The sequence below is a fragment of the Deinococcus metallilatus genome, from assembly GCF_004758605.1.
Taxonomy (GTDB): Bacteria; Deinococcota; Deinococci; order Deinococcales; family Deinococcaceae; genus Deinococcus; species Deinococcus metallilatus.
Window position 1 is genome coordinate 732,501 of the sequence record NZ_CP038510.1, and the last position, 14,754, is coordinate 747,254.

The 14,754-nt window shown below is 70.7% G+C and carries 14 protein-coding genes (1 of these 14 cut by a window edge); 4 read left to right on the top strand and 10 right to left on the bottom strand.

What is annotated here, in order from left to right; genetic code table 11:
* A protein-coding gene (locus E5F05_RS03255; RefSeq protein WP_138223608.1) for a hydroxyacid-oxoacid transhydrogenase crosses the window boundary here: on the bottom strand, positions 1-36 show its 5' end (the start). It extends 1,245 nt beyond the left edge of the window; only the first 36 of its 1,281 coding nucleotides appear in the window; it begins with the start codon at positions 34-36; its stop codon lies off the left edge, out of view.
* Positions 37-244: 208 nt separating this feature from the next.
* Between E5F05_RS03255 and E5F05_RS03260 the strand changes: the two genes are divergently transcribed.
* A complete protein-coding gene (locus E5F05_RS03260; protein WP_138223609.1) occupies positions 245-1,939 on the top strand; it encodes a long-chain fatty acid--CoA ligase in 1,695 nt (564 codons plus the stop codon).
* A 57-nt stretch (positions 1,940-1,996) separates the two neighbouring features.
* On the opposite strand, the gene E5F05_RS03265 is transcribed toward E5F05_RS03260, so the two are convergent.
* The gene (locus E5F05_RS03265; protein WP_138223610.1) at positions 1,997-4,825 is read right to left on the bottom strand and encodes a YhgE/Pip domain-containing protein; all 2,829 of its coding nucleotides are present in this window, start codon (positions 4,823-4,825) and stop codon (positions 1,997-1,999) included.
* 71 nt (positions 4,826-4,896) lie between these two features.
* On the opposite strand from E5F05_RS03265, the gene E5F05_RS03270 reads away from it, so the two are divergent.
* The 3 genes from E5F05_RS03270 to E5F05_RS03280 all read left to right on the top strand — a co-directional run bounded on the left by E5F05_RS03270 (position 4,897) and on the right by E5F05_RS03280 (position 9,631).
* On the top strand, positions 4,897-5,502 hold the full coding sequence (locus E5F05_RS03270; RefSeq protein ID WP_138223611.1) for a helix-turn-helix domain-containing protein: 606 nt from the start codon (positions 4,897-4,899) through the stop codon (positions 5,500-5,502).
* Between the two features lie 100 nt (positions 5,503-5,602).
* Positions 5,603-8,950 carry a diguanylate cyclase domain-containing protein gene (locus tag E5F05_RS03275; RefSeq protein ID WP_171029478.1) on the top strand — a complete coding sequence of 1,116 codons (3,348 nt, stop codon included), beginning with the start codon at positions 5,603-5,605 and terminating at the stop codon, positions 8,948-8,950.
* Between the two features lie 72 nt (positions 8,951-9,022).
* Positions 9,023-9,631, top strand: coding sequence for a hypothetical protein (locus tag E5F05_RS03280; protein ID WP_138223613.1), 609 nt, complete (start codon positions 9,023-9,025; stop codon positions 9,629-9,631).
* A gap of 351 nt (positions 9,632-9,982) precedes the next feature.
* Here E5F05_RS03280 and E5F05_RS03285 read toward each other — a convergent pair whose 3' ends face one another.
* Genes E5F05_RS03285 through E5F05_RS03320 form a run of 8 tightly spaced genes read right to left on the bottom strand, consistent with a single transcriptional unit; the run spans position 9,983 to position 14,754 of the window.
* Positions 9,983-10,909 (bottom strand): alpha/beta hydrolase, encoded by a 927-nt coding sequence (locus E5F05_RS03285; RefSeq protein WP_138223614.1) that lies wholly within the window; start codon positions 10,907-10,909, stop codon positions 9,983-9,985.
* Between the two features lie 10 nt (positions 10,910-10,919).
* On the bottom strand, positions 10,920-11,624 hold the full coding sequence (locus E5F05_RS03290) for a histidine phosphatase family protein (RefSeq protein ID WP_138223615.1): 705 nt from the start codon (positions 11,622-11,624) through the stop codon (positions 10,920-10,922).
* The gene (locus E5F05_RS03295) at positions 11,621-12,703 is read right to left on the bottom strand and encodes a phosphotransferase family protein (protein ID WP_138223616.1); all 1,083 of its coding nucleotides are present in this window, start codon (positions 12,701-12,703) and stop codon (positions 11,621-11,623) included. The genes E5F05_RS03290 and E5F05_RS03295 overlap by 4 nt, the downstream gene beginning before the upstream one ends.
* Positions 12,700-13,515: an SDR family NAD(P)-dependent oxidoreductase gene (locus tag E5F05_RS03300; RefSeq protein WP_138223617.1), complete on the bottom strand. Its 816-nt coding sequence runs from the start codon at positions 13,513-13,515 to the stop codon at positions 12,700-12,702. Before E5F05_RS03300 ends, E5F05_RS03295 begins: the two co-directional genes overlap by 4 nt.
* Before the next feature lie 15 nt (positions 13,516-13,530).
* Positions 13,531-13,794 carry a type II toxin-antitoxin system VapC family toxin gene (locus E5F05_RS03305; RefSeq protein WP_138223618.1) on the bottom strand — a complete coding sequence of 88 codons (264 nt, stop codon included), beginning with the start codon at positions 13,792-13,794 and terminating at the stop codon, positions 13,531-13,533.
* Complete coding sequence (locus E5F05_RS03310) at positions 13,791-14,117, bottom strand: AbrB/MazE/SpoVT family DNA-binding domain-containing protein (RefSeq protein ID WP_138223619.1); 327 nt, start codon at positions 14,115-14,117, stop codon at positions 13,791-13,793. Before E5F05_RS03310 ends, E5F05_RS03305 begins: the two co-directional genes overlap by 4 nt.
* Positions 14,114-14,542: a type II toxin-antitoxin system death-on-curing family toxin gene (locus E5F05_RS03315; protein WP_138223620.1), complete on the bottom strand. Its 429-nt coding sequence runs from the start codon at positions 14,540-14,542 to the stop codon at positions 14,114-14,116. The genes E5F05_RS03310 and E5F05_RS03315 overlap by 4 nt, the downstream gene beginning before the upstream one ends.
* On the bottom strand, positions 14,539-14,754 hold the full coding sequence (locus E5F05_RS03320; RefSeq protein ID WP_138223621.1) for an AbrB/MazE/SpoVT family DNA-binding domain-containing protein: 216 nt from the start codon (positions 14,752-14,754) through the stop codon (positions 14,539-14,541). Before E5F05_RS03320 ends, E5F05_RS03315 begins: the two co-directional genes overlap by 4 nt.

A 14,754-nucleotide genomic window follows, 5' to 3' on the forward strand; every position in this document is an offset into this window, starting at 1 on the left:
GGTGAAGAGCGTTTCGTGGTCGGGGAGCGTGGACACGATGAACCTCCGGGGACAAGGAATGGAGCGGTGCTTTGGCCGTCAAGCTAGCACCCCGCCTCCGGCTGCTCGTCACGTGACGAGTAACGGGAAGTGCGCGGGTCGCGGCTTTGTCCTAGACTCTGGCCACACCTCACCCGGGTTTCCGGCCTCCGCGTCATCCACGCGGACGGCACGCCTGTAAGCTCCCGCTCTTCCGGAGGCACCCATGACGCACGATGCCCACTCCAGCCCGCCCCGCCCCGCAGCTCCAGCCACCCCCAGCGCCGGTCACTACTGGCCTGCCGGGAAGCCGCGTCACCTCACGCTGCCGCGCACCGGCCTGATGCACAACCTGCGCGTGACTGCCGAACGCTACCCCGACAAGACCGCCCTCTGGTTCTACGGCCGCGAGCTGAGCTACCGCGAGCTGCGGGAGCAGGCCGAGCGTTTGAGCGGGCACCTGGCCGCGCAGGGCGTGCGCAAGGGCGACCGGATCGCCGTCTGGATGCAGAACAGCCCCGCCTGGGCCATCGCCGCCCACGCTGCCTGGCAACTGGGCGCGGTGGTCGTGCCGCTCGCGCCGATGTTGCAGGCGCGCGAGCTGGCCTACTTCCTTCAGGACGCGGGTATCCGTGTCGGCGTGGTCGGGGCCGAGCTGTACGGGCGGGCCAAGGAGGGCGGCCTCGAACACGCGGTGGTGGCGAATATCATGCGGGGGACGGGCGCCGCGCGGGCGGACATCCCGCTCCCCGAGGGGCTGGACGTGAACCCGGAGCTGCAACCGGGTGACGTGACGCTGGAAGAGGCCCTGAAGGCCGATCCCGCTCCCGCCGCCGAGGTCGGCCCGGATGACCTGGCGGTGATGCCCTACACCAGCGGCACCACCGGCAGGCCCAAGGGGGCGGTCCACACCCACGGCAGCGTGCAGGCCAACGTGTTCGGCGCGGGGGCCTGGGTGGACGGCACCGTGGAGGACGTGTTCCTGGCCAGCCTGCCCTTCTTCCACGTGACCGGCTTCGTGAACAGCCTGCTCGCGCCCATCAACGGCGGCGGGAAGGTCGTGATCATGGCCCGCTGGGACCGGGACGCGGCGCGCGAGCTGATCCGCAACCAGGGCGTGACCCTCTGGACCAACACCGCCACGATGGTCATTGACCTGATGGCGTCGCCGCACTTCGACCCCTCCGACCTCCGCAGCCTGCGCTCCGTGACGGGCGGCGGGGCGTCCCTCCCGGCGGCCATCGGGCAGCAACTGCTCGACCAGACCGGGATCACCTTCTGTGAGGGGTACGGCCTGACGGAGACGATGGCGCAGACGCACTCCAATCCCAGAGGCCGCCCCAAGCTCCAGTGCCTGGGCATTCCGCTCTTCGACGTGGACGCGCGGGTGGTGGACCTCGACACGGGCGAGGAACTGCCGCCCGGCGGCGTCGGGGAGATCGTGATTCACGGCCCGCAGGTGATGCAGGGCTACTGGAACCGCCCCGAGGCGACCGAGGAAGCCTTTATGGACCTCGGTGGCAAGCGGTTCTTCCGCACCGGCGACCTGGGCTACATGGACGAGGAGGGGTACTTCTTCTTCACCGACCGCCTCAAGCGCATGGTGAACGTGTCGGGCATGAAGGTCTGGCCCGCCGAGGTCGAGAACACGCTGCACGCCCACCCCGCCGTGCAGGAAGCCTGCGTGATCGCCGTGCCCGACGAGCGCACCGGCGAACGCGCCCGCGCCCTGATCGTGCTGAAGCCCGGCCAGCAGGCGACCGGCGAGGACATCCAGGCCTGGGCCAGAACGCAGATGGCCACCTACAAGGTGCCGCGCGACTACGTGTTCGTGGAGAGCCTGCCGCGCGGCGCGACCGGCAAGGTCGCCTGGCGGCCCCTTCAGGAGCAGGCCCGCGCGGAGATGAGCGGGCAACAGTAGCCAGAAAGGCGGGAGAGGCGGGGCCAGTCACGCGGCCCCGCCTCTCCCCTGTGGTCTTTACTGCTGTCCGTCACTCAGGATCGCGGGCCGCAACCGGCCCTCGGGCACGAACAGCCAGCGGCGGCCCAGCAGGGCGAGCAGGAAGGCGATCCCGAAGGTGGCCGCGAGCCGCCAGAGCTGCGGGGCGTAGACACCCTCGTAGGAGCCGAAGATGGTGGCACGGAGCGCCCTCACCGTGTCGGCAATCGGAATCAGGGGGTTGAGCCACTGGAAGAACGAACCGGAGAGTTCGACCGGGTAGGTGCCCCCGCTGGCCGCGAGTTGCAGGATCAGCAGGATCAGCGCCAGCAGCCGCCCGGCACTGCCCAGCAGGGTCACCAGCGCCAGCACCACCGCCAGGAAGGTGAGGCTGCTCGCCACGCTGGTCAGCAGCACGCCGCCCAGGTTGCCGTAGTCCACACCCAGCAAATGCACCCCCAGCACCACCAGCAGCGCCTGCGCGGTCACGACCAGGGCGGGCACGGCGGCCTTGCGCAGCACGCGGGCCAGCGGGCGGGTCCCGCGCCCCCGTTCCTCCAGCGTGTTGTACGGAAACAGGAAAGTGGTGAGGGTCACGCCGACCCACAGGGCCAGCGCCATGAAGTAGGGGGCGAGCGCGCTGCCGTTGTTGGCGACGGCGGCCGTCTTCGTCTCCTGCACCTGCACGCTCTGGGCGAGGCCGCCCGGGTCGCCGCCGAGCTGTTCGGTGGAGGCGGGAATGCGGGTATACAGTTCGTTCAGGCCGTGACGGAGCTGCGCCGTCCCGCCCTTGAGGTCCGCCGCCCCGCCCGCCAGGTCCCGCGCCCCGTTCTGCACGCGGGCCGCGCCGCCCGCCAGGTCGCCGCTGCGGGTTGCTAGGGTGGTCGCCCCGTTCCCGAGCGCGTCGAGGTCCTTTTGGGCAGGCAACTGGGCGGTGATCTGACCCAGCGCCCCCTTGAGCTGCTCGTTGCCGTTCGCCAGCCGGTTCACCCCGGCCTGGAGGTCCCTGGCCCCGGTCTGAAGCCGCCGGGCACCCCGCGCGGCCTCCCCGGTGCGGGCCGCGAGGGTGGCGGCTCCGCTCTGGAGGTCCCGCGCGCCCTTCTGAAGCTGGGCCGTTCCGCTGGCGAGCTGCTGGCTCCCGGCCGCGAGCTTCTGCGCGCCCGTCGCGGCTTCACCCGTGCGCGCAGCGAGGGTCGCGGCTCCCGTCTGGAGGTCCTGGGTCCCCTTCTGGAGCGAGGTCGCCCCGCTGGCGAGCTGCTGACTTCCGGCCACGAGGCGCTGTGCCCCCTGGGCCGCCTCACCGGTGCGGGTGGCCAGGGTGGCGGCTCCGGCCTGGAGGTCCTGGGCCCCCTTTTGGAGCGAGGTCGTCCCGCTAGCCAGTTGCTGGCTTCCCGCCGCCAGCCGCCCGGCTCCCTGCGCGGCGGTTCCGATGCCCTGGGCCAGCGTCGCCGCGCCGCCTTGCAGCTTCTGTGCCCCCTGCGCCAGCGGCGTCCCGGGGGCGGCGGCCTGGGCACCGGCGGCCAGTTCGGCGGCCCCGCCGGAAAGCTGCGCGGCCCCTTTCCCGAGGTCTTGCAGGCCGCCCACGAGCTGCGGAGCCTGCGCGGCGAGTTGAGTGGCCCCGGCATTCGCGCGGGTCGCCCCGTCCGCGAGGCTGGCGGCGCCGGTGGAGAGCTGGGCCGCGCCCTTCTGGAGCTGGGTCAGGCCGCTGGCGAGTTGCGGCGCCTGGGTGACCAGTTGCCCGGTGCCGGTGTCCAGTTGCGTGGCCCCGGCGGCGAGACGACCGGCCCCGGCGGAAAGCTGCGTGGCCCCTTTCTGAAGCTGGGTGAGGCCGCTGGCAAGCTGCGGGGCCTGGGCGGCGAGTTGGACGGTGCCCGTACCCAGCCGCTTGGCCCCAGCCGCCAGGCTCCCCGCACCCGTGCTGAGCTGCCCCGCCCCCGTTCCGAGCTGACCCAGCCCCTGCGCCAGATCCGTGCTGCCCTGCGCCAGCCGGGCGGCCCCGCTGCGGAGCGGCGCCAGTTCCTCGCGGCCGGGCGCGGCGGCTTCCAGTTGGCGCAGCCCGCCCGCCAGCTTCGCGCTGCCCGCCGTGAGACGGTTCACGCCGCCGGAGAGGTTCTCCGCCCCCTGGTGGAGCGCCTGCGCGCCGCTCGCCACCTGCCGGGTGCCGTCCGCCAGCGTGGTCGCCCCCGAGGCGAGACGGCCCGCGCCCTCGTCCACTCTGGCGGCCCCGTCGCGCAGGCGGCCCACGGCGGTTCGGAGATCACGGTAGCCCTGCTGCACGTCCTTCAGGCGGGTCTGCACCACCTCCCAGCGGTTGGTGCCCAGACTGGCGTTGAGGTCGGCGGCGATGGTCTTGGCGACATTCTCGCCCACCCGGCTGGCGAAGAAGCTGGTGCCCTCGGCGGTGTAGAGGTGCAGCAGGCCGTGGCCGCTGCTCTCGCCGTTCACGGCCTTGCGGCTGAACTCGGGGGGGAAGGTGAGGGCAAAGTACACCTGGCCCGCCCGCACGGCCGCCTGCGCCTCCGCCTCGGTGCGGTAGGGGATCAGGTTCACGGGGGGGTCCTTGCGGAGTTCGGCCAGCGCGTCGCGCCCCACGTTGACCTGCCGCCCATCCCGGGTGGTGCCCTGGTCCAGATTGACGACGGCCACCGGCAGGCGCTGGAGGTTGCCGTAGGGGTCCCAGACGCTCCCCAGGTAGATCGTGGCGTACAGCACCGGCACCGCCGTGATGGCGAGCGTGCCCAGCCACATCAGCGGATGCCGCCACAGATGGCGCTCCGCCGGGGCCAGGACCCGCAGGTCCTCCCCCAGACGGTGCCGCGAGCGGGAGGTCCCGGGGGAAGGGGGATCGGGGAGGGAGGGGGCAGTCATGCCAGAAGTGTGCTCCTCTTCCTAACAAATTGTCAAGTGACAGGATGTCAAGAGTATGCTAGGCTGTCTTCATGACCGTTTCCGCCCCTCCCAAACGTCTCGCGTCACCGGATCGCCGCGCGCAGATTCTGGACGCCGCCGAGGCGCTGTTTATCGAACGCGGCTTCGAGGGTGTCGCGATGCCGGACCTGGCCGCCCGGCTGGGCACCTCGCGGCCCACCATCTACAGCTACTTCACGTCCACGGGCGAGATGCTCGCGGCGCTGCTGGACGCGCGGCTGGCGGCGCTATGGGAGCGCATCGCGCCGCTGCTCCCGCACCTGGCCAGCGGCACCCCGCAGGACTTCGCGCGGCTGACCCGCGAGCTGCTGCACGAACGCGAACTGCTGCTGCTGCTGCACAGCGGCGGCGGTCCGATCTTCCGCGCCCACCGCTGCACTTTTCTGCAAGGCCTGGAAACGCGGCTGGGTGCCGCCCTTCCCCCCAACGCCGAGCGGCACCCGCACCTGCTGCGGCTGGTGATCCTGACGCTGGAAGCCGCCGCGCTGGCCGCCCTGCACGGCGACCTGCCCGCCAGCGACGAACTCGGCGCTGCGGTCGGCGCGTTCGTGCGTGGCGGTCTGGACGTTGCCCTGGCCCGCGCGCAGCCGCCCGGCGAGGGGAAAGCGGAAAGCTGAGCCGCATCCGGCCCGCGCCCCGCCCTCCCCCAAGAGGCCCCCCCTGCGACTGCCCGGAATGCTGTGGCAGGAGACGGGTCCGCTTGTCACAATGGGAAGCATGGAGCGGTCTGCGCCCCGGGACGACCTGACACGCCTGCATACCCGGGCGGCCTTCCAGGTGGACCTGGCGGAGCGGGCCGCGGCGCCGGGCGACTGCGCGCTGCTGCTGTGTGACCTCGACCACCTGAAGCTGATCAACGATACCTTCGGGCACCTCGCGGGCGACGAGGCGTTGCGGGCACTGGCGGCCACCCTGCGCGCGCACCTGCGCCCCGGCTGGCAGGCCTACCGCCTGAGCGGGGACGAGTTCGCGGTGCTGGCCGACGTGCCCTGCGCCGCGCTCGCGGCCTGGGGCCAGACGCTGCTGGCGGCGCTGGCCGCCCGGCCGGACCGTGCCCTGCGGGTCAGCATGGGCGTGGCGGACCTCGGCCCACTCACCCGTGACCCGCAGGCGCTGTTCGCACAGGCGGACGCCCGGCTGTACACCGCCAAACGCGGCGGCCGGGGCCGGGTGGTGCAGGAGGACGCGGCCCCCGGACGGCCCGGCCAGGGGCACGGGCCGCAGCACCGCCTGCTGGAACGTGACGGGGCCAGGGCGCAGGCGGTGGCCTTCTTGCAAGCCGCCCGCCTGCACGCCGGGCGCCTGGTGGTGCAGGCCCCGCCCGGCAGCGGCCTGAGCGCCTTTTTGTACGAACTGGACCTGATCGCGCAGAGCCTGGGCTACCAGACCCTGCGGGTCCAGGGCGACGCGGCCCGGGCCCGGCGACAGCACGGCGCCTGGGCGACAGCCACGCTGAACACCGTCCCGCAGGAGGCGCCGCCAGCGGCCCTCGCCGCGCAGGTGCAGCCGGGAGGACCGCTGGCCGTGCTGCTGGACAACCCGGATCACCTGGACCCCCACACCCGCGCGGACCTGGGCGGGCTGCTGGACCGCGCCCAGGCCGTGATCCTCGGGCAAACCCACGGGCAGGCGGTCCCGGCGGGCCAGACCACGCTGCTCCTCTCGCCCCTGACGGACCCCGCCGTCGCGGCGCTGGCCGAGGCGCAGGCCGGGGAGGCGCTGGGTGAGGAGGCCCACGCCTGGCTGGCCCGCCGCACCGAGGGCCTGCCCGCCCGGCTGTCCCCCTGGCTGTCGGCGCTGCTGCTGGAAGCCCGCCTGCGCCGCCAGCCGGTCCGGGCCCTCACCCAGGCGCCCCCCGAGGACTGGGAGCTGGCGGTTTCCCGGCACGTGCCGCAGGGCACACCGCCCCGGCTGCCCTACCTGTACGGCCGCGCGGCGGAGCTGCGGGAAGCGGCGCTCCTGCTGCGCGACCACGCGCTGCTGACCGTCACCGGGCCGTCGGGGCGCGGCAAGACCCGCCTGGCCCAGCAACTGCTCTGCGAGGTGCGCCCCACCTTGGCGGGCGGCGCGTACGAGGTGGCCCTGAGCGGCGTGCGGAGCCCGGACCTGACCCTGGCCCGGATCGCGGAGGCGCTGGTCGGCACAGCGGTCGCCCCGGCCGACCTGCACGCCGTGGGACGGCTGCTGGAGCGGCGGCCCACGCTGCTGCTGCTCGACGCGCCGGAGCCCTACACGCTGCCCGCCGCGACCCTGGAAACGCTGCTGGCCCGCAGCCCGTCCACCCGCGTGATCGTGACCGCCGCCGCTCCGCTGGGCCTGCACGGGGAGGCCGTGCTGCCCCTCGCGCCGCTCCCCGACTCTACCGTCGCCGCGACCCTGGCCGAACAGGTTCCCGGTGGGCCAAAGGACGCCGCGGCCCTGGACCGGCTGACCGGTGAGGTGGGGGGGGAGCCGGGCACGCTGGAAGTCCTGCTCCCGCTGGTGCGGACCTTCGGCCTCAGCGGGGCGGTGGCGCACCTGCGGCGCGGGGGACCGGGGCGGCGGGCGGGCGGCGCCCCCTGGCCGGAACTGGGGGCAACGGAGCGGCGGGTGCTGGCGGCGCTGAGCACCTTTGCCGGTCCCTTCGACCTGCCCTGGGCCGAACATGTGTCGGAAGCCTCCCCCTTCCTGCTGTCGGCGCTGCTCGACCACCACCTGCTGCAACCGGTCGGCGGCGGCCTGTACCGCCTGCCGGACACGCTGCTGCGCCGGGGGCAGACGCACCTGCGGCGGTATCCGGGTGCGCGCCGCTCCGCGGAGGAACGCGCCCTGGCGCGCGCCCAGGCCACACTGACCGCCCACCCGCCCGAGAGCGCGGCGTGGTTCCTGCACCTCGACACGCAGTATCCGGTGCTGCGGGCCCTGTTGGCGGGGCATCTGCGGTCCCCGGCACCGCCCGGCCCGGCGCTGATCCGGTTGCTGCTGGGCGTCACGCCCTACCGCCTGGCGCGCACGTACCTGTACGACGCGCGCGAGGACCTGCAAACCGCCCTCCACGCCCTGTCCGGCGCCCCCACCCGGCTGACGGCCGATCTGCAACTGGCGCTGGCCATCACCCTGCAACACCTCGGGCAGAACGGGGAGGCGCAGCGGACGGTCGCGGAGGCCCACGCCAGCGCCGAACTTCTGGGGGACGGCGAACTGCTCACCCGTTCCCTGCTGACCCGGGCGCGCATCCTGCACCGCCGCAGCGCCTACGCGCAGGCCCACGCGCTGTTCGTGTCCGCCGGGGCGCAGGCACAGGCGCTCGGCGCCCCGCTCCTGTGCGTGCGGGCGCTGGGCGGCCTAGCCCGCAGCGCGGTCTATCTGGGCGACCTCGCCGCCGCGCAGACCCACGTGCAGGAGGCGCTGCGCCAGGCGGAGGACCTGGGGCAACCCCAGCTCCACGCCGAGCTGCTCAACACGGCCGCGATGGTCGCCACCGAGGCCCGCGACCTCTCCCGGGCGAGCGAACTCTTCAATCAGGCCCTGGCGCTGCACGAGAGCTACGGCGGGTTAGCGGGCCAGACGCTGAACCTCACCGGGCTGGCCTGGGTGGCGCTGCTGCGCGGCGAGTACGGCCTCAGCGTGCGCCTGAGCCGCCGCGTGCTGCGCCAGGCCCAGGACGCGGGCAGCGGCTGGGAAATCGCCAACGCCCTGGTGAACCTCGGGCACGCGCTGGCCCGCCTCGGGGAACAGGCCGAGGCCCGGGCCTCGCACACCGAGGGCGCGCGCCTCGCCGCCCAGTGCGACGCGCCCTCGGTGCTCGCGGAGGCCCTGGGCGGCCTGGCCGACCTGCTGGCCCGCGACGGCCGCCCCGGCGAGGCGCGTGCCCTGCTGGACCTGGCCCTGACCCATCCCGGAGCCAACGCCGAGGTGCGGGGTTTCTTCGCCCCGCTGCACGGCGCCCTGACCGCCCAGGCCGCCTGGCCGCTGCCCGCCCCGCTCCTGCCCCTGCTGGCCGAACTGAAGGTGCCGCTCCCGCGAATGGAGGAGAACACCTCCTCACCGGGCGTTCAGGCCGTCCAGAATCTCAGTGGGACGTAGGCGCTCAACTTTCCCAAGCCCCCCGAATGTCAGCAACACATCAACTACTGCTCATACGGCACCCGGCAGCGCATGTTAGATCAGATTATGATCCTTAGAAAATCAAAGGCGCTGACGACACTCCTGTTCAGCGGTATGCCTCTTGGCTTCGCACAGAGCACGAGCACTTCCCAACAGGTCCAACTTACAGTGAAGCAGCCACTGAACGGCACCGGTCTTAGCTTAATGCTTCCCCAAGGCTACCTGGTCAAGCGTACACCCGTCAGCTCCAATGTTACTGTGTTTAATGTGTTCGGGCCGGGGCTGGAAGGGGAGTTCAACGTTACCTTACTCTCCCCAATTACCCAAGAGCAAGACAACAGCCCCGATGGACAATTGACAGAATCACCGCTAAACCAATTAATCAATTTTACAATGGGATTCCTTGAGGGAGTCGTACAGCAGCAAACCAGGAGCGGAGGTAGAGGCACTATTGATGAAGTGTACTTCACCAATAAAAGAGCGGTCCCCTTTTCGCAGGCGAGCATCAGCCTAACAGGAGCAGCCCCAGCCAGTTATCTGGCAACCATTTATAAGAACGGGAATCGGGCAGCCATCATCGCGTATCTCGATAAGTCACCCAGAAGTACAAACGACCAAGGGGTCGCCCAGCGAATTATGGAGTCACTTCAGGGCCTTTGATATTCACCCGCTGCGTTAACAGGGAAGCAAAACTGCCCGCCTCGACAGAGGCGGGCGATTGCAGGTGAAAGAATCAGGCGGATGTACGTTCCAGTATCCGCCTGTGTAGCATCCGCAGAGAGCCTCTGTTGCGAACGCCGCTGCTGCCTGTTACGTGGACTCTACGGCGGGTTCACGTTGGCTCTATGCGCCCTTCTTACAGGCAGCACGGGTTAGGTTATCAGGGTTCCCCAGCGGCAAGCCCTGTGCCTTCGGCGCGGCTCGCCCGTCGGGCGTCTGACCCTGCTTCCCGATTGCCCAACCCATACGGAGTGGAGGGACCGCTCGCCCTCCACCCCGCGCGGGGAGCGCCTACGCCAGCTCCGCCTTCAGCCACGCCGCCGCCTGATCCAGCAGCGCGGCAGCGGCGGGCGAAAGCGCGGTCATATTCGCAAAGCCGTGAATCATGCCGGGGCCGGGCTGATGCGTGGCGCGGCCCCCCGCCGCGTTCAGCGCCTCAGCATAGGCAACGCCCTCGTCACGCAGCGGGTCGAACTCGGCGGTCAGCACCAGGGCGGGCGGCAGGCCCCGGAGGTCGGCGGCGTGCAGCGGGGAGACGTGCGGGTGTGCCGCGTGCGTGGGGTCCGCGAGGTACATCTGGCCGAAGAACTTCATGCGCTCTTCGGTCAGGAAGTACCCCTCGGCGTTCTCGCGGCGGCTGGGATAGCGTTCCACGTTCACGAAGTCGGCGGCGGGGTAGATCAGCAGTTGCGCGCGGATGCGGGGGCCGTCCTCGTCGCGGGCGCGCAGGGTGCAGGCGATGGACAGGCTGGCCCCCGCGCTGTCCCCGGCCACTGCCAGGCGCGAAGTGTCCGCCCCCAGTTCTTCCCCATGTGCGGCGGCCCAGACCAGCGCGGCGTAGGCGTCATCCACGCCCGCCGGGAAGCGGTGTTCGGGGGCGAGGCGGTAGTCCACGCTCAGGACGGCAGTGTTCGCCACCGCGCACAGCTCGCGGCACACGCTGTCATGCGTCTCGATGGAATAGGCCACAAAGCCGCCGCCGTGGAAATAGACGGTCAGCGGGTGCGGCCCCTCCCCTTCCGGCGTGTACAGCCGGGCGGGCAGCCCTCCGGCCGGGCCGGGAATGGTGAGGTCGCGTGTCCCGGCGATGGTCACCTCACGCCTGGGCATCCGGGCCGAGTTGGCGATCACGGCGGCGCGCATCTCCTCCAGGCCGTTCGGCTGGGGGGCGGCGGCCATCTGGAGCAGGACTTCTTTCAGGTGGGGGTCGAGGGGCATAGGTTCTCCTTTAGCGCCAGGACGAGAGTTCTCCTGGCAGGTGAGCGGTTTCGTTGAAGCTGTCGAGGCTGGAGCGCCCGCCGCCGTAGGTCAGGCGGGTGAGGCTGCCATTCTTGACGCGCCAGTTCAGCGTGAGGGCCGAGGCATCGGGGGCACGTAGCACGGCGGCCACGGTCACACCGATCACGCCACCGGACGTGAAGGCCAGCACTGTGCGCCCGGAGGGGCCGGTCAACAACTCGTGCAGGAAGGCGTGGATACGGGCGCGGAAGTCGGCCCAGGATTCCACTTCCGCGTGGGTCAGCTCGCCGCGCAGGTAGGCGGCGGTGAGGGGTTCGAGCATCCGCTGAAGGTGGCGGTTGCGCTCGGTGCCCTGCCGCTCCCGTTCATAGGTGCGGACCAGGGCGCCGAATTCGGGGTCACGCGCGGCCAGCAACGGCGCGAGGACGCGGGTCAGGCCGTCGCCGTCGTATTCCGCGAGGCGGGAGTCGATCCGGGGTGCGGGCCAACCCCCACCCGCCGCCTCCGCCGCGAGCCGGGCGCTCTCACGCTGCCGGACGAGCGAGCCGCAGATCACGTCGGTCGGCTCCAATCCGGCCTCGGCCAGATACGCCCCCACCGCCCGGGCCTGCGCTTCGCCCAGTGGGGAGAGGCGGTCGGTATCGGCCTCGAAGGGGGTGGCCTGACCGTGACGGACGAGGATCAGTTGGCTCATGCGGCCTCGGCCTGAATTCGCCGCCACGCCTCCCCGATCAGCCACTGCGCCTGCTGGCCCAGCGGCGCGAAGCGGGGGTCTTTGGTCTGCCCGGCGCGGTAACGGGCGTAAATCTGCTGCACGATCACCGCCAGCTTGAAGTGGCCCAGCACCTCGTACCACGCCACGTTCGACACGTCCCGCCCGCTGCGCTGTGCATACCGCTCAAGGAATTCCTCGCGGCTCAGGAATCCCGGAGCATTCGCCCCCACGTGGCTGACCTCCCGGCCCGGCTGTTCGGGCATCGTCCAGTAGGTGAGGGTGAGGCCCAGGTCCACCAGGGGATCACCCACGGTGGTCATCTCCCAGTCGAGCAGGGCCACCACATGTGAGGGGTCCGCCGGATCGAGCATCAGGTTATCGAGCTTGAAGTCGTTGTGGACGAGGGTATGGGCGGATTCGGTCGGCGTGTGGGCCAGCAGCCAGGCGATCACGTCCTCGTCGTGCAGTTCGCCCGGCGGGGGCAGGTCGTCCGTCCGGGCGCGGCGCCATCTCGACGCCCAGCCTTCCACCTGCCGGGTGTTGAAGCCTTCCGGCTTGCCGAGGTCGCGCAGGCCCGCCGCGTCGATGTCGACGGCGTGCAGGTCCGCGAGAGTATCGGCCAGCGCCTCCGAGAGTTGACGGGGAGCATCAGGCAGAGAGGCATATTCCGGGGGGAGCTTGGTCCGCACCACCGTGCCGCGCCGCCGTTCCATCAGGTAGAAGGGGGCACCGATCACCGAGGCGTCTTCGACCAGCAGCACGGGTTCGGGCGCGACGGGCAGCACCGGATGGACCCGTTCCAGCAGCCGGTACTCGCGCGGCATGTCGTGGGCCTTCGCCGCCACCGGGCCAAGGGGAGCGCGGCGCAGGACGTACTCGCGGGCGCCTTCCCCCTCCCCCAGCCGCACGAGGTAGGTCAGGTTGGAGAAGCCGCCGGGGAACTGCTCGACGGTGAGGGCGTCCACGTCGCCTTCCACCTTCCCGCGCAGCGCGTCACGCAGAGCCGGGAGGGGCAATTCCTCGCCGGGACGAACGGGGGCGGTATCGGGGCGGGTCATGAATGGCCCTCGGTGCGGGGGGCCTCGCTGGACGGGAAGGCCGCCTGCTGGCCCTCCAGGAGCGCCATCGCCTTGCCACGCAGCCGGGCCATCTTGCCGATCCACGTCCCGTAATCCTGCGCCTTGAGCTGGAAGCCCGGCAGGGTGGTCGGGTGCGTGGTGATCAGGAACCTCTCCTCGCGCAGGGCCTGCAAGGTCACGTCCACCAGTTCGTCCGTCGTGATAGCCGTCTGCTGGAGGATCGGCGCGTTCTGGATCATCGGCGTCCAGACGCCTTCCGGGCAGAGGGCCGACACCTTGATGCCCCGGTCGGCGTAGGTGATCGCCAGCCACTCTGCGAAGGCCAGTGCCCCGTGTTTGGTGACCGCGTAGGGAGCGGAGTGCAGTTCGGTCAGCAGACCCGCCGCCGAAGCCGTGTTGAGGAAGTAGCCCTCGCCGCGTTCCAGAAAATGCGGGAGCAGGTGCCGCGCGGCCCAGACGTGGCTCAGCACGTTCACACGGTAGATCAGGTCCCAGACACGGTTCTCGGTTTCCGGCCCTGCGCCCACGGCGATCCCGGCGTTCGAGCAGAAGAGGTCAATGCGGCCCTCCTGGCGCAGCACGTCCGCGATCAGGTTGGCGACGCCTTCCTCCTGCGACACGTCTGCCGGGACAAAGCGCGCGCCGATCTGTGCCGCCTGCGCCTCTCCCCCCTCCACGTTGCGGTCAGAGGCGATCACGGTCGCGCCTTCCTGCACGAAGCGCGTGGCGAGCGCGAGGCCGATGCCGGAAGCGGCGCCGGTGACGACGATGACTTTGTTCTGGAATTCCATAGGGTCACTCCTGTTTCAGGGGATAACCACCCTCAGCTCCGTAAAGGAGGTGTAGTCCTCGGGATTGAGGGTGAAGAGGGGCAGGCCGTTCACCTCGGCGTGGGCGCCGATCAGGTAATCCGTGACGATGCGTCGGGGGAACCCACCACCGGACCTGCGGCGACGGACCACGTACTGCGCATGCGCCTCACCCACCCGTCGCCACACCGCACGCCCCAGCGTCCAGTCCACTTCGATCCCGAAATCGTCAAGCCAGGCTTCGGCATCGGGCAGGGTCATTTCAGGAGATCCGAGGCACGGATGATTTCCTTGACGCCCGGTCCGCTCTGAAGGATTTCCCGGTCGCCGGGATCATGCCGCATATCGCTGACGTACTCCTCGGCGGTCATCCCATCCGGCAGGGTCAGGGTGCCGATGGCCTCCCGAAAATCGCGGCGCCTGCGTTTCTCCGGTTTCACCGTCACCGTCTCCCCCCGTGCCACTAAGGTGACGCGGCTGCCCGCTTCCAGATGCAGGGCCTCGCGCAGTTCCTTGGGGAGGGTGATCTGCCCCTTGCTGGTCACGGTCGCATAGTAAATGCGTTCTTCGGCAGGCTCCGTCATTCCTTACTCGCCTCCTTACTTTCAGCGTATCCCTGTTTCTGCACGGTCACGAGCGGCCCCAACCCGTCCGCAACCGCCCGGGGGTCGGGCAACTGCCCCTGCGCCGTGCGGAGGACGAGGTCGAACACGGCGTCATCCGGGCCGGTCAGTTCCGCGCCGTTCAGCAGCAGAAACACGTAGGCGGCGGCGTAGGCGGTCCGCTTGTTGCCGTCCACGAAGGCGTGGTTGCGGGCGAGGAAGAAGAGGTACGCGGCGGCTTTTTCCGTAAGCGACGGGTAAAGCTCCACCCCGAATGCCTCCATCGCGGGCTGGGCCAGCGCGGAGGCCAGGGCGCCCGTGTCCCGGATACCGGACGTGCCCCCGAAGGCGGCAATGGCCTCGCCATGCAGTTCCAGCACCTGTTCGGGAGTCAGGTAGACCGTCATGCGTCGCTGAGGCGCTGAAGCAGGTCAGCCTTCTCGCGGAACAGTTTCTCCTTGGCCTCCGCGAAGTTCAGGCCCTTGCGGACGGGGCGCAGAATCAGGCCGCCTTCGGTGGGGACAATCTCCACCTCATCCCCGAAACCGTACAGTTCCAGCAGCTCCTTCGGGAGAATGACCGCCCTGGATTTGCCGATGGTGGTGAGGCGCTTTTGCAT

Bases quoted from the DNA above. Each gene is read 5' to 3' on its own strand.
- E5F05_RS03260 (WP_138223609.1), top strand. From the start codon at position 245: ATGACGCACGATGCCCACTCCAGCCCGCCCCGCCCCGCAGCTCCAGCC.
- E5F05_RS03265 (WP_138223610.1), bottom strand. From the start codon at position 4,825: ATGACTGCCCCCTCCCTCCCCGATCCCCCTTCCCCCGGGACCTCCCGC.
- E5F05_RS03270 (WP_138223611.1), top strand. From the start codon at position 4,897: ATGACCGTTTCCGCCCCTCCCAAACGTCTCGCGTCACCGGATCGCCGC.
- E5F05_RS03275 (WP_171029478.1), top strand. From the start codon at position 5,603: ATGGAGCGGTCTGCGCCCCGGGACGACCTGACACGCCTGCATACCCGG.
- E5F05_RS03280 (WP_138223613.1), top strand. From the start codon at position 9,023: ATGTTAGATCAGATTATGATCCTTAGAAAATCAAAGGCGCTGACGACA.
- E5F05_RS03285 (WP_138223614.1), bottom strand. From the start codon at position 10,909: ATGCCCCTCGACCCCCACCTGAAAGAAGTCCTGCTCCAGATGGCCGCC.
- E5F05_RS03290 (WP_138223615.1), bottom strand. From the start codon at position 11,624: ATGAGCCAACTGATCCTCGTCCGTCACGGTCAGGCCACCCCCTTCGAG.
- E5F05_RS03295 (WP_138223616.1), bottom strand. From the start codon at position 12,703: ATGACCCGCCCCGATACCGCCCCCGTTCGTCCCGGCGAGGAATTGCCC.
- E5F05_RS03300 (WP_138223617.1), bottom strand. From the start codon at position 13,515: ATGGAATTCCAGAACAAAGTCATCGTCGTCACCGGCGCCGCTTCCGGC.
- E5F05_RS03305 (WP_138223618.1), bottom strand. From the start codon at position 13,794: ATGACCCTGCCCGATGCCGAAGCCTGGCTTGACGATTTCGGGATCGAA.
- E5F05_RS03310 (WP_138223619.1), bottom strand. From the start codon at position 14,117: ATGACGGAGCCTGCCGAAGAACGCATTTACTATGCGACCGTGACCAGC.
- E5F05_RS03315 (WP_138223620.1), bottom strand. From the start codon at position 14,542: ATGACGGTCTACCTGACTCCCGAACAGGTGCTGGAACTGCATGGCGAG.
- E5F05_RS03320 (WP_138223621.1), bottom strand. From the start codon at position 14,754: ATGCAAAAGCGCCTCACCACCATCGGCAAATCCAGGGCGGTCATTCTC.